10 protein-coding genes and 3 pseudogenes are annotated in these 21,562 nt (G+C 54.1%); 8 read left to right on the top strand and 5 right to left on the bottom strand.

The window, feature by feature from the left end; all coding sequences use genetic code 11:
- Positions 1 to 5: 5 nt before the first annotated feature.
- A complete protein-coding gene (locus tag GSQ81_RS09360; protein ID WP_158910511.1) occupies positions 6 to 1,718 on the top strand; it encodes a glycoside hydrolase family 2 protein in 1,713 nt (570 codons plus the stop codon).
- A gap of 4 nt (positions 1,719 to 1,722) precedes the next feature.
- Here GSQ81_RS09360 and GSQ81_RS09355 read toward each other — a convergent pair whose 3' ends face one another.
- The 3 genes from GSQ81_RS09355 to GSQ81_RS09345 form a co-directional block, all read right to left on the bottom strand.
- Positions 1,723 to 2,964, bottom strand: a complete 1,242-nt coding sequence (locus tag GSQ81_RS09355; protein WP_158910510.1) for an MFS transporter — start codon at positions 2,962 to 2,964, stop codon at positions 1,723 to 1,725.
- 9 nt (positions 2,965 to 2,973) lie between these two features.
- On the bottom strand, positions 2,974 to 5,226 hold the full coding sequence (locus tag GSQ81_RS09350) for an FAD-dependent oxidoreductase (RefSeq protein ID WP_216846410.1): 2,253 nt from the start codon (positions 5,224 to 5,226) through the stop codon (positions 2,974 to 2,976).
- 124 nt (positions 5,227 to 5,350) lie between these two features.
- Positions 5,351 to 6,064, bottom strand: coding sequence for a GDSL-type esterase/lipase family protein (locus GSQ81_RS09345; RefSeq protein ID WP_158910508.1), 714 nt, complete (start codon positions 6,062 to 6,064; stop codon positions 5,351 to 5,353).
- Between the two features lie 202 nt (positions 6,065 to 6,266).
- Between GSQ81_RS09345 and GSQ81_RS09340 the strand changes: the two genes are divergently transcribed.
- The 7 genes and pseudogenes from GSQ81_RS09340 to GSQ81_RS20350 all read left to right on the top strand — a co-directional run bounded on the left by GSQ81_RS09340 (position 6,267) and on the right by GSQ81_RS20350 (position 16,458).
- Positions 6,267 to 9,743, top strand: a complete 3,477-nt coding sequence (locus tag GSQ81_RS09340; protein WP_158910507.1) for a TonB-dependent receptor — start codon at positions 6,267 to 6,269, stop codon at positions 9,741 to 9,743.
- A gap of 134 nt (positions 9,744 to 9,877) precedes the next feature.
- On the top strand, positions 9,878 to 12,046 hold the full coding sequence (locus GSQ81_RS09335; protein ID WP_158910506.1) for a TIM-barrel domain-containing protein: 2,169 nt from the start codon (positions 9,878 to 9,880) through the stop codon (positions 12,044 to 12,046).
- Positions 12,047 to 12,926: 880 nt separating this feature from the next.
- Complete coding sequence (locus GSQ81_RS09330) at positions 12,927 to 13,751, top strand: MBL fold metallo-hydrolase (protein ID WP_158910505.1); 825 nt, start codon at positions 12,927 to 12,929, stop codon at positions 13,749 to 13,751.
- Between the two features lie 296 nt (positions 13,752 to 14,047).
- The gene (locus GSQ81_RS09325) at positions 14,048 to 14,656 is read left to right on the top strand and encodes an IS1595 family transposase (protein ID WP_158910504.1); all 609 of its coding nucleotides are present in this window, start codon (positions 14,048 to 14,050) and stop codon (positions 14,654 to 14,656) included.
- Between the two features lie 58 nt (positions 14,657 to 14,714).
- A pseudogene (locus GSQ81_RS09320) lies at positions 14,715 to 15,090 on the top strand (transposase); the annotation flags it as partial.
- Between the two features lie 30 nt (positions 15,091 to 15,120).
- A pseudogene (locus tag GSQ81_RS09315) lies at positions 15,121 to 16,134 on the top strand (aldo/keto reductase).
- Positions 16,058 to 16,458, top strand: a pseudogene (locus tag GSQ81_RS20350) (SDR family NAD(P)-dependent oxidoreductase). Before GSQ81_RS09315 ends, GSQ81_RS20350 begins: the two co-directional pseudogenes overlap by 77 nt.
- 150 nt (positions 16,459 to 16,608) lie before the next feature.
- On the opposite strand, the gene GSQ81_RS09305 reads toward GSQ81_RS20350, so the two are convergent.
- Together GSQ81_RS09305 and GSQ81_RS09300 are read right to left on the bottom strand one after the other, a co-directional pair.
- Positions 16,609 to 17,826 carry an MFS transporter gene (locus GSQ81_RS09305; RefSeq protein WP_158910502.1) on the bottom strand — a complete coding sequence of 406 codons (1,218 nt, stop codon included), beginning with the start codon at positions 17,824 to 17,826 and terminating at the stop codon, positions 16,609 to 16,611.
- A gap of 79 nt (positions 17,827 to 17,905) precedes the next feature.
- Positions 17,906 to 21,307 (bottom strand): glycosyl hydrolase, encoded by a 3,402-nt coding sequence (locus GSQ81_RS09300; protein WP_158910501.1) that lies wholly within the window; start codon positions 21,305 to 21,307, stop codon positions 17,906 to 17,908.
- Between the last annotated feature and the right edge of the window lie 255 nt (positions 21,308 to 21,562).

Here is a 21,562-nt window from a genome sequence, read left to right as displayed (position 1 = left end):
TTACGATGCGCAATCGTCTTCTTGTTGCCCTGGTGCTCAGTGGCTGTCTGTACGCTTTTCCTTCCTTTCTGTGCGCAGCTACGGCCATCGATCTCGATGGAGCCGGCTGGAGTTTTCGCACTACCCTCGACGCCACAGAGCATCCGGTAATAGTGCCTCACTGTTGGCCGGTAGAGAAGGGATATGAGAAGTACATCGGTCATGCGATCTACGAGCGTGACTTCGATGCACCTGCCCTCCGTAAAGGCCAGATAGTTCGGTTGCATTTCGACGCTGTGTACGACGTGGCACAGGTCTGGCTGAATGGGAAGCATCTTGGCACGCATGAAGGTGGGTATACGCCGTTTGAGTTTGACGTCAGCGGCTTGCTTCGAGAGGGAACGAATCATCTGCTCGTCGACGTCGACAACACTCCGACCCTGACCTCGATTCCTGCGCTTGCCGCTGGACATCCATCCACCGAACTGAGGGCGGGGCGCGCCACTATCGTAGGCTGGATGCCGTATGGCGGTATCATTCGGCCGGTTAGTCTGCTTATTAGCGATGCTGTCTACTTTCGGAATCTGAAGGTAGACGCGAAGCCTAACCTCGCTACAGGCGATGCAACGATCACCGTTCGGGCAACAGTTCATAACGGCGGTATCAGGCCAGTACCTGCGACGATTCGCGGCAACGTGGCCGGAGTCGCAGTTGTTTTTCGATCTGTGCGGGTCGCCGCTAACAGCGATGGCGAGGTAACCTGGAGCGGCAAACTTGCACATGCGCACCTTTGGAGTGTGCGCGATCCCTTCCTCTACGATGCAGAGCTTCATCTGCCTGGAGATGAATGGAAGTCGCACATTGGAGTGCGTGAGATTCGCGTGCAGGGAACGGAACTACTGCTCAATGGACGTCCTGTACATCTGTTTGGAGCTAATCGTGTCAGCGAAGATGCCAAGGAAGGTCTGCGCGAATCTGATGCCATCGTAGAACGCGACATGAGCGACATGCTGGCGGACAACATGCGCATGATGAGGATTGCCCACTATCCCCAGGCGCAATCGCTGCTCGACTTCGCGGATCGGCATGGCATCCTATTGATTCCGGAGGCTGGCAACTGGAACATGAGTGCCTGGCAGATGGCTGACCCGGGCATCCGTTCCCTGTGGAAGCAACAGATGCGCGAGATGATGGAGGCAGATTGGAACCATCCTTCTGTGATCGCATGGAGCGTTGGCAATGAATACGAGTCGTATATGAAAGAGGGTATCGCGTGGACGCGGGACATGCGTTCCTACACGTTGAACCTCGATCCGACGCGGCTGATTACCTTTGCTTCGCGCTATACCAGCGATCCAGCGGTAAAGAGTGGCAGCGATGAGGCGAGCCAATACTCCGATTTCGTCTCCATTAATGTGTACGGAGAATATGCGAAGCGCTTCGATCGTGCGCATGAGCTTTACCCAAACAAGCCGATCTTTGTGACTGAGTTTGGACGGATGGGTGAACCGGGGCTGCATGACCCGGAACGCATCCGCAATATTGAGGATGCTGTTACGGCTATGAAGGTCCGGCCATGGATGATCGGCGGTTCGCTGTGGACATGGAACGACTATCGCTCCCTGATCAAAGGAACGCCCGCCGACGGCATACGCCGGTGGGGCGTTGTAAACATGGAGAGAGAGCACAGAGATAGCTGGAAGGCCGTGCAAAAGATGTTCGCTACGGAGTTGCCGTAGAGTCTCAGACGAGATTTTCCTGAAGAGGCGAAAGCTCGGATTCGAGGGGTTTGCCACGGAAGGCAGTCCACAAGAGTCCGAGCGCAAGCGGATGCATGATCGCCATCAGGAAGAATACCGGTCGATAGCCCCCGTGCGTCACGAAGTAGGCGATGATCTCGCTCGATACCATGCCCCCCAGGGCGCTGCCCGCTGCGACGAATCCCGCTGCCTTGCCAACTTGTGCGAGGGGAAATACCTCCAGCAGGACCGAGGTCAAATTGATCAGCCATGCCATGTGCGCGAGCGCGACGACCGACGCCACCAGAACCGCCGTCAACAGACTAGGGGCAAAGAAGGCGAATGGACTTATCAGTACAAGTACGGCTGAACAGCTCATTGCACGTCGGTATGCGAGACCGGCCTCCATGCCGCGGCGGATCATTGTGCCCGAGAGCAGGCCGCCCACGAGCGTGCCTACGCCTCCTCCTAAATAGACCACCCAGCCATAATTTGCCATCTGTGAGTCCGTGAGATGGCGGACGCTTAATAGATATTTTGGAAACCAGAAAAGGTAAAAGTACCAGACGGGGTCCGTCATGCCACGAGCGATGAGTAGTTGCCATGTCTCGGGACGCGCAAGGAGTTCTCGTACCATCCCGCGGCCTCTCGCAGACTTTACAGTTTTACTGTCTGGTACTGTGTCGCGGTAGAGGAACCACCACACAGGGACCCATAGAAGACCGACTGCACCATCGATCAGGAAGATGGATCTCCATGGTAGATGGACTGTGACTGCGACGATGGTGGGAATGGCGACAACGGCTCCCACGGTAGCGCCCATGGTGTAGATACCGATGGCGAGACTGCGCTGCTTCTTCTCGAACATTTCACCGACGGCCTTGGGAGCGGCCACCCATAATCCTGGCTCCCCCAACCCCAGGCAGAAGCGCACAAGTCCGAGCAGGAAGATGGAACTTGCAAATGCTGTGGCCGCCTCAGCTAATGACCAGAACGCAACAAACAACGTCATGCTTTTGCGTGTGCCTATAGCATCGCTGACAAATCCTGAAAGAGCGTAGGCAAATGCAGAGGCAAGCAGAAACAGGCTGACGATGTGTCCGTATCCTGTGTCGGAGAGATGGAGCTGGGCCTGCATTCGCGGCGCTACAACGGAGAGACTCTGCCGATCAAAATAATTAAGCAGCGCCACCACAAAGAGCAGTGCCACTATCATCCACGGATTCGATCGAACAGGCTTGGACACATGAACCTCTTACCGGCAGGAGACCTCAAAAATCGCAGGCACAGCAGGTCCGTATGCCAGCACATCTATGGTGATTCCTCGAGTAAGGAGCGGTTCCTTCAAGGTGAGATGCCAGCGTGTCTGGTGATTCTCATTTACCTCTGCCAACGTCTGTCCTTCGGAGGTCCTCACGCGAAAGGCGGTGATACATCCAGGCATCACATACTCGGGATGTGTCAAGAGCACAGACTCCATCGGATGATCAAAGTCCGTATCAAAGGTGATTGCAATCTCGTTTACGCGTTGCGGAGTATCCCAGGCCAGCTGCAGCTTTGGTGTCATATCTGTTGGATCAGGCGCCCATCCGTTCACTCCACACCACGGTCGCGCAAATCCGTTTACTACCATCTCCGGGCCAAATAGATCGATGGGCGGCTCGATTCTTACAGCTAGATTTCGTGCCGCCGGCCTGCGCTCTGGCAGCCAGAAGGCGAAGGTGTCGATGCCAGAGTCCTCTGGTGGAGTCTGTACCGGGCTCTTCGCAACTGCGGCGTTCATCTTTTGAGAGAGCGTCATGACACCTGGCGCATTCGCGCAGCTCAAGTATAGTGCGCCATCGCTGAAGGGAGGCACAATCACAAACACATGCGAAGTTTCCTGCATGGAGATGTGAAAGTCCAAAGGTATGGGAACGGACTCCCCCGGCACTACGGGCACGTCGATCGATGCCAGCAGAATATCTGGAGTCGTATTTCCAGCGCGCGACGAGCTCCACAACTGCGCATGGACGATTGTCTTCTTTCGCACTCGCGCTTCTAACGTTACCGTTGGCATTACACCCTGCGCCACAGGGAGCAGCAAGGCATGAGATCGTTCGGAAGTTGCGAGTTCTCCGCTGGAGCGAAACGCCGCAAGTTTGAAAGTGCTAGAGGCGGTGATGGCGGCTTCATGTGCAAGATTGTCGTTATCTTTCAGGCGCACACCGGGGATATGCTGCCCGCTGCGTAGCAACATCTGCTGCAGAGATTGCATGCGACTAGGTTCCAACAGGTCACGAGGCGTCAGGCTCCGCGCTGTGCACAACGCAGCCGCCATGCCCACTGCCTGGCCATTATGTGCGCACGTTCCCATAACGCGCGTGGAACCGAAAGCTATGTGTGTCGCACTGATGAGGCGGCCAGATAAAAACAGATTTCGCACGCTCTGGCTGTAAAGCGTGCGGTATGGAATTTGATAGACGCCCTTCGAGTGCCACTGCGTGCATCCGGCCTGCGGACTGAAGACGCCATCGGACGGATGCAGATCGATTGCCCATCCGCCAAACGAGACGGCATCCTCGAAGATTGTCTGCTCGACAATATGATTTTGAGTCAACATCATATCGCCGACGAAACGGCGGCTCTCCCGTTTACCGGGTATCATTCCCATCCATTCGAGCGTCAGGCACTCCGCATCGGGAAAGTTTCCGGAGTTCTTGATGTAGTCCCAGACGCCATAGGCAACCTTCCAAAGTTCCCATTTGATCTCTTCGGTCTGGCCCACGGTGTCCAGGTCGCCACCGTACTCAAGCCACCAAAGGCGGCAACCGGAGTCGGAGACTCGCAGCTCTCGATAACGCGGAATCTTTGTGATGTCCTTCAACGCGAACGCTGGAGGGATGTAGCGAACTGGCTGCCCGGTATCGCGGCTGTAAAAATACAGAGAGTGGCCAAGCAGCTTATGTTCCGGCTCGGATGATGCCATGCGCTCGTCAAACTCCGAAGCTGCCTCCGCACCCATCCGAAACTCTGCACCTGCTAGAAAGCCAAGGATGCCATCGCCGGAAGCGTCCACAAACAGAGGAGCTTCAAGTGCGTAGGAGATTTGGTTTTGGCTATTGAACGCTTGTACCTGAGCAATCGTGTCAGCATCACACATGGTGAGACTGTGAGCCGCGGTGTTCAGAAGCAGAGTAATCTTTGCCTCTGCGATCACCATCTCCAGCACAATCGAGTCGAAGATCACTGGGTTTCCTTCGGGATTGCGCCACATATTCTCAACGAGGATCTCGTTAATCACGCCGCCTTCGCGAGCCCAGCGGTTATTGTTGCCCATGTGCGAGGTAGCTCCAAGCACCCAGAGCCGCACTTCACTCGAGGAGTTTCCTCCAAGCACGGGACGGTCCTGCACGAGCGTTACATGCAGCCCTTGTCGTGCTGCCGTAATAGCGCAGCATGCGCCGGCCAGACCTCCGCCCACGACAACCAGGTCTCCTACAATCTGCTGCAGATCTAGCTCTCTCACTGCCATTGCTCCCAAGTCTTATGCATGCTTACATCGTTGCCCGTTCGCAAGTGTACTGTCCCCCTGAAATCTCAGGGATCAGATGCAGGCAGAAGTCTATATGTTAAGCGATAAACTCGTCCACTTAAGGTTTCTTCAATCGATATGCGTGCAATGCCCGTTCTATTGGAGGCGCGATCAAGGCGTAGCCCGCGTCGTTGGGATGGACTCCCTCTACAGTGAGTTCCTTTCGCATATATCCGCTGGCGTTGGCAAGTGGAGTGTTTATATCGATCAGAGTCCAATGCCTCTCCAGGCACATTGCTGCCAGTAGCCGATTCAAATCGTGAATTCTACTTACCGTGCGCAGCCCAGAGAGTGGACGGAAGCAGTCGCACGTAGGTGTCATGGTTGTCACAAAGATAGCAATATGGTGAGCTTGGGCAAGCTCCCCCATGGTCAGGAAATGATCGCGGATCGCCTCTGGCGTAAAGCCCAGACGCATGTCGTTCGATCCGGCTTCAAGAACAATTGCGGACGGATGAAGGTTGAGCGCATCGTCGCGCTCCCGCAATAATAATTGCGAGCTCGTTTGTCCACCAATTCCGCGATTCACCCAGCCGGGGTCGGCAAACCATTTACCAGAGAGAGAGCCCCAGCGCTCCGTCACGGAATCTCCCAGGAACACTACCTTGATCTTCGTGCCTGACAGTGACATCTGGAGGTTTGCTTCGCGATAGTGACTTAGCTGTGCGAAGTCTGCTTCCGCAGAATTAGTTGGGGGGCCCTGCGCCAAGGAGGGCGGGGATAACAGGAACCCGCCCAGAGCGCAGGCAATGATCGAAATAAAAGATTTCATAGATACCTCGGAATACGTGATGGATATTGGGGATGCGGACGAAATGCCAGAATTACAGAAACAGCTTGCACTAGAGATTAAGCGATTGACAAGCCCGTCAACATATCATTAGTATTACTGCGTTCTGGAGAACGCCGTCGTTTCTGAGTCTTATTTAGTAAAGGTTAACCGCTTTACATCACAGTAAGAGGATATTACATCGATGAACGCCAATATAACCCATGTGCAGGTGAAATTTCCGTCGCAGGTGCTTCGTCACCTGTTGACCTTCTTCTTTCTTCTCCCGGTAGGATGGATTGCCAGTACGCCTGCTCATGCACAGCAGGACGTTGGTTATGTGGGCGGAACGCTCACGGATGCCAGTGGGGATGTAGTCGCTGGCGCCAAGGTTAACCTCCGAAACGACAGTACAGGCATTGCGCGAGACCTCGTCAGCGACGGCAACGGTTACTACCAATCTCAGCCGCTGCCACCGGGAAGGTACAGCCTTACCGTGTCCCTGGAAGGTTTCTCCACTGCAAGTGTCCGGAACATTGTGGTGGATGCCGCGGCGCACGTGACTTCGAACGTCAAGCTGGTATTAGGAAGCGTGACAACCCGTGTGGATGTTCAGGCCACGCCTCCAGCACTCGACATCGTTGACGCTCAGATCGGCAATACTGTGGATACACGTGCGGTACAGGAGTTGCCGGTGAATGGGCGAAGCGTACTCGCACTCGCAACTCTCAGTCCCGGCGTAGAGTCTGCGGCAGGCGCCACCAACCAGGGTTTCACTAATCGCGGAACGCAGGCCTCCGCTATCCGCATCTCTGGCGGCGTACCCGGCGGGAACAATAACTTGCTCGATGGCGTCAGCAATCTACAGAACTACCTCGGCGAGGTGGCCATAAATATCAAGGCTGACTCAGTGCAGGAGTTCCGCATCATGACAGGCGTTATTCCCGCACAGTTCGGCTATACCTCGGGTGGCGTCATTAATGTCATCACGCGTTCAGGCGGCAACCAGTTCCACGGCTCGCTCTACGAGTTTTTTCGCAACGATGCATTGGATGCGGCTACCGCAATACCCAAGCCCGCCCTGGGCAAGCCGGAACTGCGCTTCAACAACTATGGCGGAACATTCGGAGGTCCCATCAAGCGGGACCGTGCGTTCTTCTTCGGAAATTATGAAGAGTACCGCTTCGTCAATGGAGCTCCTTACCTCTCTAGTGTGCCTACCGCGCAGGAGCGAAACGGAGACTTCAGCGATCTTGGCCACTATGTCACTACAGGCGGAACGCAAGTATGCCAGCCAACGATCATCTATGACCCCACGACCGGCTCTTCGACAACTCCGCGTACAGCTTATCCTGGAAACAAGATCAGTAATATGGATCCGGTAGCTGTGGCCGCGCAGTCGCTGTTTTATCCGCTGTCGAATCAAGCAGGAGATTCCTGCACCCACTCCAACAACTACTACGCAGATCCAAAGCTCGTTTCGAGAGAGAAGACTGCCCTCGGCCGCATCGACTTCCGTGTCTCAGAGAAGGACAGCTTGCTGGCTCGCTATGCCTATTACCAAAACTTCACGAACAATGGAAACCTGGGATATGGCCCGCTTTACTATCGCAACGATACGTTGCAAAACTACGACGCGATGATCTCGGAGACACATATCTTTTCTCCGTCGCTGATAAACGACCTTCGTTTCGCGATCCTGCGGTCGGACTTTCCCTTTCAGGCTGTAACGGCGAATCAAAATTACGCATCCAAGATCGGACTTCCTGGCGTCGGCCCAATCGTAGCTCCTATTTTTAACAACGGCCTGACCGCGTTGAATGGAACCATCGGTTTCCGGGCTTCGACAACAATCGAACTGGTGGACGATGTAACTCGGACAATAGGTTCCCATACCCTGCACGTCGGATTCGATGGCCGATTTGTTGAGGGCTATAACAACCAGTCAGGAAATGCTTCGGGCGCATACTCGTTTAGCGCGAACCAGACGGCTCAAGGTACGGACGCCACGATCGTCACCGGCACCGGAAGTCAGTACGCCAGTTTCCTGGCGGGAGCCGTGGGAAGCGCCTCGGTAGGACTTGCACAGGGAATTGCATTTCGTCAGCAACAGTATGCCGGCTATGTGCAGGATGATTGGCATCCGAACCAACGACTCACGCTCAATTTCGGCCTCCGCTACGACTATCAGCGTCAACCGTATGAGAAGCATAATGGCATCGATGACTTTGACATTACACGCGTGAATACGCTGAATGGATATCTTGGCGCGGTACGCTATGCGGGTCTTAATGGTGAAGGCGGTAACTTCGTTAAGGAGAACTGGAACGACTGGGGTCCGCGCGTCGGCTTCGCTCTTGTGCTTACCAATGACAACAGGACTGTAGCTCGCGGTGGATTTGCTATCTACTATCCGACTACCGCGCAGGTCTCGTATGACCAGGCTGCAGGAAATTTCAACGGATTCGGTTCTCTCAACACAAACTATGGATCAGCCACGACTAACGGCACTGCTTTCAAGCTGGCGAACGGGGTGCCCTTTCCCGCGACACAGCCGTTGGGTGCCGCAGGCGGACAGAATGCATTTCTGGGGCAGGCCGGATACTACATTCTGCCGGACGCGAAAGATCCGCAATCGCAGCAGTACACGCTCACTCTTTCACGGGAACTGCCGTACCAGATGGTGCTGGATGTGTCGTATCTCGGCAATCACGGCACGCATTTTAATCTTGGAAATCAGAATATCGATGTGCTCGATCCCAGCAACTTCAGCGAGGGAGCAGCTTACTTGAATGCCTCCGTTCCGAATCCTTATGCCGGTAAGGTGCCAGGAACATTGGGAGCCGCTACTATTACGCGCGCCAACCTGTTGAAGCCTTATCCATACATGCAGTCAGTCGTGCTCAGTAATCCACGAAGCGCCCATTTCGATGGCAACTTCCTTTACGTCTCGGTTCAGCGACGAGCCCAGCGTGGGTTGCAGGTATTGGGCTCCTACACCTATGGAAAGGTGATGGATCTTCCCATCTCGACCGATATTTCCACGACGACGGGCATCTCCAGCACTGGGGGCACGATCCAAAATATCCACAATTTCGACGGAGACTACAGCGTTGATGCAATTGATGTGACTCATCGGGGTGTAGTCTCGGCGCTGTACGATCTGCCCTTCGGTAAGAATCAACGTTTCCTCAATAAATCAGCATGGCTGGATCATTTGGTTGGAGGAATCCAGTTCAACACCGTTATCACAGCGGAGACTGGACGACCGCTTGCATTCTCGGGGGCAAATAACTCGGGTATCGCTACTCGACCTAACTTCCGTCCGGGGATGAGCGTTCGAGTGGCGCATCCTACACGTGCCAAATGGTTCAACGATCAAGCCTTCATCAATCCTGCCCCTTATACATTCGGAAATACGCCACGATACTATTCGCAGGTGCGCGGTCCTGGAGTTCTGAATTTCGATATGTCGGTCTTCAAGACAACGCATATTACCGAGCGAACCAGTCTGGAGCTTCGACTTGAGGCATTCAACGCGTTCAACAAAACCAATCTCGGTCAACCGAGCACTGGTTTCACCGCAGGGTCGGATGGACTGAATACCAACTCCAACATGGGCGTGATACTGAGTTCCTTACCTGCTCGCCAAATACAGCTCGCAGCCAAATTGCATTTCTAAAACAAACGCGCTTGCATTAAGCAGACTTGATGCAGGCGCGTTGATTTAGCTTTATATCTGGAGGGGCATCTGTGTTTCAATTGCACCGAATTTCGTTTCAGATGCGTTGTATAACGACTGCATCTATTTTCTTCATGGCTACTGCGTTGGCTGCGAATGCCGAGCAAAACGTTCGGCTCCATGCAGACGGCATCACCTTCCGTATGGAATCGCAGGGAGGACGTTACAGTTTTTCTTATGGCAAGCATCCCGTAGTTGCTGCCGATGCCACTGCCGGCGTTCTGCTCGACGGAAGTCCTGTTACTTTTGAGCGCGTCGGCGCAGCTTCTGCCACGAAATGCGTTCTCAAAGGGGCCAGCGCCGCAGGCAAACACCTTCGCCTCACAATAACGCTTGGAGCACATCAGGCGGAGATGCTTGCAGAGCCTGAGGTACAGGGTGCTGAGGTTCGTTTCGCTACTGGAGGCGCCGCTCCCGCCTATGGACTTGCCGATCATGCAGTCGAGCAAGCTAAATTTTCTACTCTCACAAACAGACAGTTCAATACAGATGTCACTGGCTTCGCCGACAATGACTTTCTCTCGGGTCAGGGAGCCACCCGCCTGGTCAGTAATTTTGTCATCTATCCCAAGCAGCAGTTTGCCGAGCTGCTGATTGATCCCACGACCAAGATCGTTCACACCTCCGCGCAACAGATCGTCCAAGGTGTAAAGCAGGCATCCAGCAAAGTTCGACTGTTCTATTTCTTCGGCGATCCGCACGCTATTTATGCCGCCTACCTCAAAGCACGCAACGATGCAGGTTACAAGGTTTGGATGCCCAAGTACCCGGCCTTCGGTGTCGGGTGGGAGGCGTTTGGTGCACTAGGGTGGGACACGAATACGACTACAGTGCGCGATAGTGTCGATCACTACATTGCTGACGGTTATCCGCTACGTTGGGTCGTCATTGGTTCCGGATTCTGGCCCTCCAAGCCAGACACGATGCATGAAACTACCAGTTTTGGCCTTTGGGATAAAGAGAAGTATCCAGATCCGCACGCGCTAGTACAGCATTTTCTAGATGACAAACTTGCCGTCATGCTTGGGTTGCGAATCACCTTTATTGTTGGAGGTCCGTACTCCGATGAAGGTGTTGCACACCGTTACTTCCTGATGAAGAATGGCAATGCGCAGGTCTTCAAAGGAGGCTGGCCGAAGCAGCCTTACTACCTGCTGGATGCGCAAAACACCGCCGCGGTTGACTGGTACATGAGCCTTGTCAAGAAGTGGCAAACCTTCGGCATTAACGGCTGGAAGGAAGACTTCTACGGCTACCAAGGTTACAGTCTGCGGGACGACAAGGTCGATCCCACAAACGATCGACTGATGGCACAGCGCCAACTAGTCATTGAACGTAACGGATATCTTTCTTCCAATGGCGACCTGCACCGTATCAATGATTTCAACTACAACCAAAACCAAGACCGTGGACCTGTTAACGCGCTTGCCCTTGCTTACAGTGGCTTTCCATTTGTCTACCCGGACATTGTGGGAGGGACTTTCGGCGAAAGTCGCTTCCATACTAATCGCACCCCTCGCCTGGAAACCTATATGATACGCAATGCACAGTGGGCGGCGATGCATAGCTCGATGGGAATGGGCGAGCCGCCATGGAGCTTTGCACCCAATGTCGCCAAGGTGATGTTGCAGTCAGCAAAGTTTCATGCTCGCATCGCGCCGTACCTGTTCAGCAATGCGCGACGCTTCTATGCCGACGGTTATCCCTGGACGATGACGCCCCTTCCCATTGCCTATCCCAATGATCCGCAAGCCTACGGACGCGAGAACGCAACAACCCGCGCTTATGAGTGGCTTATTGGTGACTCCATGCTCGCAACACCGCTCTACGGCGATGATTATGCCACGGCAAATTCGCGAGATGTTTATCTGCCCACGGGGCGATGGATGGATTTTGATACTGGGAAGATTTACTCCGGCAATCAAACTCTTAAAGACTTTGGGTTGCCGCCTGGCAAGACGCCCCTTTTCATCGGCGGCTCTGGCATTACGCTCGAAGAGGTAGATAGTAAGGTACGCATCTGCGTCTATCCAGTTGCCCAAACTACCTCAGCGATTCTGACTTTACCAGAAAGCGATCAAGTCATCACCGTTCATGTCCACGGACTTACCGGGACTACCGCGTGGCCAGCTATTCGGGTTAAGAATGGCGCTGGCAAGATCATCGCTTCGCGCACAGAAGGCCATGGCTTCAGCTTCATTCCAACAGCGGGTCAAACCTATAGCGTTGAGGCTGTTCGTTGACCTTCAGAAAACTATCGACAAACTGAAATGAGGAGCGCATGAAGCGGATCCAACTCTTCCTATCTTTTGCTCTACTCATCCTGGCATCCGGGGTTCTACACGCACAAGCGCCCCGGCGTGGCTACGCTCTGTAATTCAGTGACGACTTTACTGGAGATACGGTCGATACAACTAGATGGAATTACCGTACGGACGCGATATCGGACACACGCTACATCAGCCAGGGGCGGCGCCGTATCATGAACAGTACATCGTGCAGATGACTGTAGAGGCGCCCCGTGCAGCCTTGGCTACTGCTTTAACTGGCTGCGGAGAAAATCGTACGCGCGGGTTCCAGCAGGACGGGCAAGTAATTAAGATTGAAAATATAAAAGCCGCCCGAAACAAGGGGGCCGCAGGGTGACGAAGGTATCTTCTCGCTTATCTCACTGGTGACGATAGAAGAAAGATCGGCTTCCCATTGGCTCTATGGAGAGAAGACAACCGCAGAAGATGCACGGAATCAGCATGGGCATATTCTTTGTATCGGTCCAAACCAAGTCAACAGACTTCCTCATTTGGTTTGACACGGGAGCGGTCTGTCCGTTATGTATGAGGGGAATACATGACCGTTAAGACTCATCGTTATTGTTGTTCCCCGTTCAGGATTTCGGACGGGGGTAGCCGCACGAGCTGACCGGTAACTCCTACAGGTTCAGGCATTCGTACCGATCTTCGCCAGTGCGTTTTCATTTTTAACGTGCATTTGATTGCAAAGATCTTTCCGAGGGGTTTTTTGAAGAGAGAGAGTTTCTAGCGCAGTATTTTAATGAGTAGTGTGGACCGTATAGTGCGTGGCTCCGTCCTTATTCTTGTGAGCGCATGCCTGAGCTCGTCGTTCATGACGGCTCAGGGCGTAGCGCCCGCAACTGTTTCTTTCGTCACGCATCAGATGAAGCCAAACATTTACTGGATTGAAGGCGGGGGTGGCAACAGTACGGTCATTCTTGGCGACAAGGGCGTCATTGTTGTCGACGCGAAAGCGACTCTGCAGGGTGGCAGGGAACTGCTGGACGACATGGCGAAGATCACGCCGAAGCCCGTCACCACCGTCATTCTTACGCACAGTGATCCGGACCACATCGGTGGTCTGGCTGCATTCCCGGTCGGCCTCACGATTATTGCTCATGAAGGAGACGCCAAGGAACAGCAAGAGGCGCTCGCCACGAATGGCCGCGGCGTTCCGGCTCCAGACAAGCTGCCGACACAGGTAATTAAGAAAAACAAGGAAACTATTACGGCTGAGGGCGTGACGCTCGAGCTCTATCATTGGGCACCGGCACATACCACGGGAGATCTCATCGTCTACGTGCTGAAAGACAAAGTGGTTTGCACCGGCGATATTATCGCGACGCAGTGGCTGTATCCGATCGTGCATCTTGAAAAGCACGGCACGTCAGAAGGCTGGATTGCTTCGGCAAAAGGCATCCTCATGCTGGATAGCGACCAGTTTATTCCCGGACACGGCGCCCTGCAGACGAGAGCTGACATCCAGAAGCGTCTCTCGGAATCCGAAGCGACGGACGCCAAAGTTAAGGAGCTGGTCGCCCAAGGCAAGTCTCTGGATGAAGTAAAAGCCGCCGTCGGTGATCCAGCTCAACCGCAGAGTGTCCGGCAAAGGCCCGCTAGCTTTACGGAAGTTGTCTACGCCGAATTTAAAAAATAAGCGACTCTGCTGTATTCCTTTTGCGGAGTCTGCTCGCATCCGCCGAGGAGCAGCATCAATCTAATGTCCTTTATGTCGCAGTGGTCTGTGCCAGCACGAGCAACTGCTGCGGCATAACTTCATAAGGTCATTCTCCGTTAATGTCTTTGGGGTACTGAAAAATGGCGGCTTCGAATGCGGTGAAGAGTAAGTCACTTTAGAAAGAGAATTCCATCTTAGCCAGTGAGGATAGAAAAAGTCTAGGGGCTGTCCTAGATAACTACTTCTACTGAAGTAGGGACTAGGATGGTTTGAGGATGCGTAAGAGCCGATTGGAGTGGGCGGTGCAAAAGCGCTTGATAGAGCATTTCGTGTCTGGCTCCACCTCCCGGACAGCGGCCTCGCTGGTCGGTGTGAACAAGAGTACGGCGGCGTTTTATTTCCAGCGCTTGCGCGAGATCATCCTCCAAGAGAGCGAAGACACAACACCTCTGTTCGGCGAGATCAAAGTGGATGAGAGCTATTTCGGAGGTCACCGCAAGGGCAAGCGCGGTCGTGGTGCTGGCGGCAAGGTTCCTGTGTTTGGCCTGTTAAAACGCGGCGGCAAGGTCTATGCCAAGGTCATCCCGGACGCCAAGGGCAAGACGCGGAAGGCCATCATCGACACGAAAGTCGTACCCGACAGCATCGTCTACTCCGACACCTTCAGCTCCTACAACGTGCTCGATGTATCCAGCTTCAAGCACTACCGCATCAACCACTCCAAGCTCTTCTCGGATCAGAAAAACCATATCAACGGTATCGAGAACTTCTGGAACCAAGCCAAGCGGCACATGCGCCGCTTCAACGGCATCCCGGCTGCCCATTTCCACCTCTTCTTGAAGGAGTGCGAGTGGCGTTTCAATACAGCTCAACCCAAACACTAGCAAACCCAACTCATTCAATGTGCTAAAACAAATCTCAAGTAGTTATCTAGAACAGCCCCACCTGTTGGCGTTGACCGTGACTCCTGCTGACCAGGGGGACCGCGAACAGGTCGTCGCGCTGGCCGAAGAGGTGCAGCAGGTGACAGGCAACAACTTGGAATTGGCCTATGTCGACCAAGGCTACACCGGGGCCCAACGCCGCAGAGGCCGCTCAACAGCACGGGCTGCGGTTGCAGGTGGTCAAGCATCCGATGGCCAAGCGTGGCTTCGTGCTACTGCCACGGCGTTGGGTCGTCGAGCGCAGCTTCGCCTGGGCTGCCCGTTTCAGAAGACTCGTCAGAGGTTACGAAAGGCTCGACGCTACTCTGAAAGGCCTGCATCTGCTGGCGTTCGCCGTACTTATGCGCCGCAACCTTGCTAGAACACTCGCATGAAGTTCATAACAGGCTCTAGAAGCGCATCAGATGAAGTACGACACGATCCGTACAGGAGAAATCATGCAAAAGCGCATATTAGGAAAGAGCGGTCTCGAAGTTTCAGTACTCGGCCTCGGCTGCATGGGCTTGAGCTTCGGCCTTGATCCCGCCACGGAAAAATCAGAAGCAGTCAAGCTCATCCGTGCCGCCGTTGAGCGCGGTGTCACCTTCTTTGATACAGCCGAAGTCTACGGCCCTTACGCGAACGAAGAAGTCGTCGGCGAAGCACTCGCGCCCTTCCGCAAGAGCGTCGTTATCGCAACCAAATTCAGCTTTGTAGCCAATCCCAACGACGGCGGCAAATGGACAGCTCTCAACAGTCGCCCCGATCACATCGAGCAAGTCGTCGCTGCTTCGCTCAAGCGTCTCAAAACCGACACCATCGACCTCCTCTGCCAACATCGCGTCGATCCCAATACACCAATCGAAGAGACCGCCGGGGCGGTTAAGGACCTGGTTCAAGCACAAGGTTAAGCACTTCGGTCTTTCCGAAGCAGGCGCAAAACAATCCGCCGCGCTCACACCGTGCAGCCCGTCACTGTATTGCAAAGTGAGTACTCCCTCTTCTTGCGGGAGCCCGAAGAGTCCGTCATGCCTTCACTCGAAGAGCTCGGCGTCGGCTTCGTTCCGTTCAGCCCGCTCGGCAAAGGCTTCCTCACTGGCAAAATCGACGCACCCATCAAATTCGATAACACCGACTTCCGTGCCATCGTCCCGCGCTTCAGCGAAGAAAATCGTAAAGCCAACCAAGGCCTCGTCGACGTGTTGACAAAGTTTGCACAGCAAAAAAATGCCACGCCTGCTCAGATCGCTCTCGCATGGCTGCTCGCAAAGAAGCCCTGGATTGTGCCGATCCCAGGCACAACCAAACTCTCGCGACTCGAAGAAAATCTTGGTGGCGCAACCATCGAGCTAACCACAGAAGATGTACGCGCGCTCGAAGAAGCCTCGTCACAATCAAGGTCGAAGGCGATCTTTACCCCGCAACGCATCAGAAGTTAATCGATCGCTAACCGTAACCTATTGCTTCAACTCAACTGTAGGGATAAAAATGGCTATCACATTTGCAAACAAGGTTGCCTTGGTGACAGGTGCAGCGTCCGGACTCGGTCTCGCAACCGCAAAAGCTTTCGCCGAAGCGGGAGCTTCGTGGTATTGGCTGATTGGAACGAGAAAGAAGTGCAGGTCGCGGCGAAAGACCTCGCGAATAAAGGTCATAAAACGTTGGCCATCACCTGTGACATATCGGATGACGCTCAGGTGGAAGCCATGGTGAAGCAAGTCGTTGCCACGTTTGGTCCCGAGCGACGAGCCATCCAGAAGTGAACCGATAAAACTGGATTACTTCCGGATGGTCGACCACACGTCGGGGAGTTCGCATTTCGATTCCTTCAGAGCGGCGGACACAGTCCAAGACGAGTACCATTGCAACTTCGCCGTTGCCTGGCGCTGTTCCACCGCATCTTACCTGCGCAATCAATAACTCAGGCTTGATAGTTCGATCTTTCTAACTCGGAGGACAAGTATTGCCGCTAAGAGAGAAAAGGCTGCGAGTAGATACAGTCCAGCCCTGGGGAAACCAAACTGAGCATCCGCCCAAACCTTAGCATTTGGCGCGAGGAATCCTCCAACGGCGCCTGCCACATTGATCAAAGCTAGTCCACTCGCAGCTTCTGTGTCTGCCAGATAGGACATGGGAAAAGTCCAGAACAGCGGTTGGACAGCTATGAACCCTGACGCAGCAAAGCACAAAGCGAGCATAGCGACTGGCGGGCTCCCCGATCCGAGCAGCGCGCTTGCTATCCCAGCAGCCAGAAGCGTCAGGCCAGCAAGCAGTCGATGGTTTCTATGCAGGTCAGCCGTCCGTGGAATCCAATAAGTCGCAGCGATAGCACAAACCCAGGGGATAGCTGACACAAGACCAACCTCCAGGCCGACCGACCGACCGAGAATAACCGCAACCTCCGTCGGCAGATAAAAGACCACACCATACACACTCATCTGAATCAGGAGATAAATAATTGCGCAGCCGAGCACCCAACGATTTTTCAACAGAGATGTTAGACCCGTGGTGGCATATCCATGTCTATACTTCTTCTCAGATGATAGTTCTTTGAGTAGAGAAGCTTTCTGAACATCTGCAAGCCACGCAGCATTTTGAGGCCTATCTGGTAAGTAGAAAAATGCGCCTATCCCAACGATTACAGCCAGCAGACCTTCTGTAAGAAACATCCATTGCCAGCCTTGCAGTCCGCTTGCAGCGGGTATTTGGAGTAGTACTCCGGATATCGGGCCGCCAACAACAAGAGCCAGTGGAGCACCGAAGTAAAAGAGGCCGAGAACCTGAGCTTTAGTACGATTCGGAAACCAATAGGTGAGATAAAGAAGGATACCCGGAAAAAAACCGGCCTCGGCAGCTCCAAGCAATAAGCGCAGCACGTAATAAGAGATAGGCCCGGTAACGAACATTGTGGCCATCGATACCAGGCCCCAACTCACTATGATGCGGCACATCCAGACGCGAGCACCTACCTTTTGCATGATGAGGTTACTGGGAATTTCAAATAGTGCATACGTGATAAAAAACAAGCCTGCGCCCAGAGCGTATGCCGCAGCAGAGATGCCAAGAGACTGTTGAAGTGCCTGCTTCGCAAATCCGACGTTAGCACGATCGAGGAACGATACAACGTACATCAGTATCAAGAACGGGACCAGGCGCCGCTTCGCATGAGCGATCGCCTGGTCTGCAGGGCTTAAGGATGCTGGCACTCTACTACTGCGTTGCTACTGAAGAGATCCGAACCGGACCCAGCAGACCCGAAGGCAATAACGGCGAGTCCTGCCGATATGGCTTAACGTCAGTAAAGGTATATTTCACCGTGGCATCTGGTTGCTGGTCACCGATCAGGCGGTTCACCCAGGCGTTGGTCACTTTAATTGTGACCTCGTTCGCGCCAGGCTTCAGCGCGCCCGTCACGTCTACTCGATAGGGAGCATGCCACACGAGGCCCAAGTGCTTGCCGTTCACCGTTACATCCGCCATGTTTTTTACGTCTCCGAGATCGATCCAAAGGTCCGCGTTCTTCTGAAACCACTCCGGCTGCGCTTGAAGGGTGGTCGTGTATGTTCCGATGCCGGAGAAATACTTCACCTCGAGGTTGGCGCTATCGCTCCAGGAGATCAGCTTTTCCAGGTTGATGGAAGCCGGTGCTCCACGATTTGGCTGAAAGGCAACGGCCCATGGTCCGCTAACGGTGTCAACGTTCGTCTCCGTCTTACGAGAGAGTTGATGCGACGCTTCCTTGGTCGGTCTGCGAAATACAACGAATGCTGTCCCCCATGGTTCCAGGTGCAGAGGGACCGCCGTGCGACCATCTGCAATCGTGTAGGAGGCTGGTTCGGACTTGCCAGTCTCAGCATGCCAGATCTCGGGTAGCTTACCCGTAATCCGGAAGCTTGCATCGACTGACTCGTCTCGGTCGCTGCGGTTGTCCACGAAGTAAATATCAGCGTCATTCAATTTGCGATGTGCAAATTGAATCTGTGAATCGTCCTGCGGCTTGGTGTAATCGAAGTCTGGAGACAACTTCAAGGCAGCAAAAACTTCATGAAGACTCTGCCCGGCAAATACCTCGCCTTTCCCGACGTGGTGAATGCCAGTGCCGTCTCCAAAGAGAGCATCATTCAAGCGTCGAAATTCCGCTTGATCATCGGCGAGACTGGGATCGTCGACTGGCTTCGGACCGGTGACGACCGCGCCCTCTTCCACCAGTTTGTCGATAGCGCGGAGCACTGGAAGCGACATATGTTTCGCGTACGGATCAAGTCCGAGGACGCGATAGCTCATGCCACTCTTTGTTGTGATCCGGCCGTTTGTCACGCTGACCGCATGAATCAGTCCATCAGCGTTGATGTAGTCGAAGCCATATCCCGCAGGGATCTTCGGCGCCGTCTTGTTGAAGATTGCCGTCAGGTTGGAATCCTCCCCGTAGAAATACACTAGGTCAGCGTCAAACCGTCCCTGCTGCAGCATGTAGCTGCTACGCGCAAGGTAATCGATCCACGGCCCTGCTTCATCCGCCCAGGTCTCGTTGCGATTGAACCATTGTCCAAAAGGTCCGAGGGTCAACCCCGGCGCTTTGCCTATCAGTGGCTGGTGTGCCGATTCATGAATGACAATCCGGTTGATGCCGTTTAGCAGTTCCTGATCGGCAGTTGGCTTGAGCGTAGCAGGCGACCACGCCCAGGGAGCGGCAGCTGCGGTCATCGACTCAGCCGCGGCAATATTTTGGCCGTAAATGTGCGCTACCGACGCTGACTCCCTGTCATCGGCGTTGAAATCGTACTGGATATTATTTACTCCGGGTGTCTGAGTCCACATCGCAGACATTGGGATGTCATCCAGCTTCTTAACTTCCATACCATCTGCGATGAATGCGCGGCCTGCCTCGTGGGACTCTCCGTAATGTCCCATCCCTCGCTCTTTCAAGGATGCCTGGACTTGGCCATAGTGATCATCCGCAGTCAAGTCTGCGATGGTTTTCCGCAAGTCCCATAGAAAAGCATCGCTCGCCGCAGCACTCTCGACAACCTGGCCCGTCAGCACCGGCATCCATGGAATCGGATCATAGCCGCGCCGTTTCTTGAACTCCGCAATCATGTCGTCGGTCCAGTTTTGCGCTCCCGCCTCCCAGCTATCGGTAATCACATACGTGATGCCACGCTTGCCCATCTGATCGGCACCCACTGTCTGCTGATAGCTGTCCAGATAGTTGTTCATGTAATTTTTGACGAAGCCTCGGTTGAGCTTATCCACCTCAAGGCCAGTAGCTTCGGCAGTCGCAGGATGATTGGTGATCCCGAGCAACGAATAGCCGAAGCGCAGAACGACCCAGTCCCCGGGCGGAGGTGTCCAGTCCACGGTGCCGTCAGGACGCACTTTGCTGGTCAGATCAACGACGTCGTTCTTTTGAACCGCATCCGCAGAGGGCGCCGGCGGAGTTGCGTACTCGTACAGATCAGGTACGGGAACAAACGCCGCCTTTTCCTCGAAGCGATTTACCCATGCGTCTGCGTGCAATTGCAACTCAGATATCTTGTACTCCGTTGGAGGCGCCCCAAGCTTCACACCTAACGACTTGGGATCCAGATTTTTGGCCCAATCTGGTAACGGCGGAGGAAGCTTTCGCTTAAACACAATACGGAAATATTTCGCGGTCACAGCAGGAAACGAAATCGTGTATTCCGCCAAACGCCCGTCAGGAATCTGTGCAACCGTTTCAAAAGTGCTTCCGTCGCTACTCGTCTCCAGGGTTGTCTCGGGATTACCTATCCCGGAAAGAGTCGCCGCCAATCCACCGATATTTTTCGTCGCCAGCGTTAGCGCACGGATCGTCTGTGGAGCAGAGAACGCATATTGAATCCACGCTTCACCGCCCGCACTAGGAATGGGGAGGTCGGTTGCGTCCTGCAACTTTCCATCGGAAAGGATGGAGAAATCCGGGGTTCCGCTGCTAGCCGTAATTACTGGATGCATGGATTGAAGCGAAGTCTCGTCTGCAGGTCTGCGGTACGCGATTACAACTGAGTCAGCATAGAACTGAGGAATAGGCTTCGAACCTTCTGGAGCCTCCAATTCATCGTGAATCCCGAGATCCTGAAATGCACCGGTATTGACTGGAGGATGAGCCAACGTACCAGTGAATGGATGACCGCCCTCGACAACGGTCTCGCTCCATACATATTTCTTCATTCCCTCAGAAGCCGGAACCCATGGCCCTCCGGTCTCGCTCCATCCCGGCGAGCCTGCGATCGCCTCCTCCATGCCGAATTGTCCTGCAAGTGTCGTCGCGTATTTAAACGCGTCTTTCCACTCTGGCGTCATGTACACCAACCGGTGCGGCACCACCTGGGGGGTTGCCAAGGCCGCGTCGAAGGTCTGAAAGCCCGCGATCCCTACCCTGTTCATCCAGTGCAGATCGAGATCGATCCCTTCTTTTGTGATGTTGCCATTCATCCAGTGCCACCATACCCGTGGGCGGGCGCTATTGGGTGGATTTTCGAATCCACGCAACAGCGGGTCCTGGCTCGCCTGTCCATGCGCTTTTACTAAGCTCCCGCCGGGAAGGCAGAGCACGATGAAAATGGCGATTGCTGTAGATTTTCTTCCGATCATCGTTGATAAGTCCTTCCGGTTGTCGACCGCCAAGTCAAATAGTCTCTTCCGATGTTTGAGAGAATACTGGCAAACCATTTGCAGTCGTTTTTACAAGCCCACAACGTAATATCACACAGAAGACCAATAGGGCAACTATCTCAATTGGAGAACCCGGGGTTGGTTGGGCTTCAGCTCTAAACAATCAATTTAGTCGCTAGAAAAGAGATACGAGCGATGAAATTGATCGCAAATGTTTAGCAGAGGTTCCTTGAC

The organism is Granulicella sp. L56 (assembly GCF_009765835.1).
In the GTDB taxonomy this organism is placed as follows: domain Bacteria; phylum Acidobacteriota; class Terriglobia; order Terriglobales; family Acidobacteriaceae; genus Edaphobacter.
Note: the sequence above shows the minus strand (reverse complement) of the source record. Positions and strands in the feature narration are given on the sequence as shown.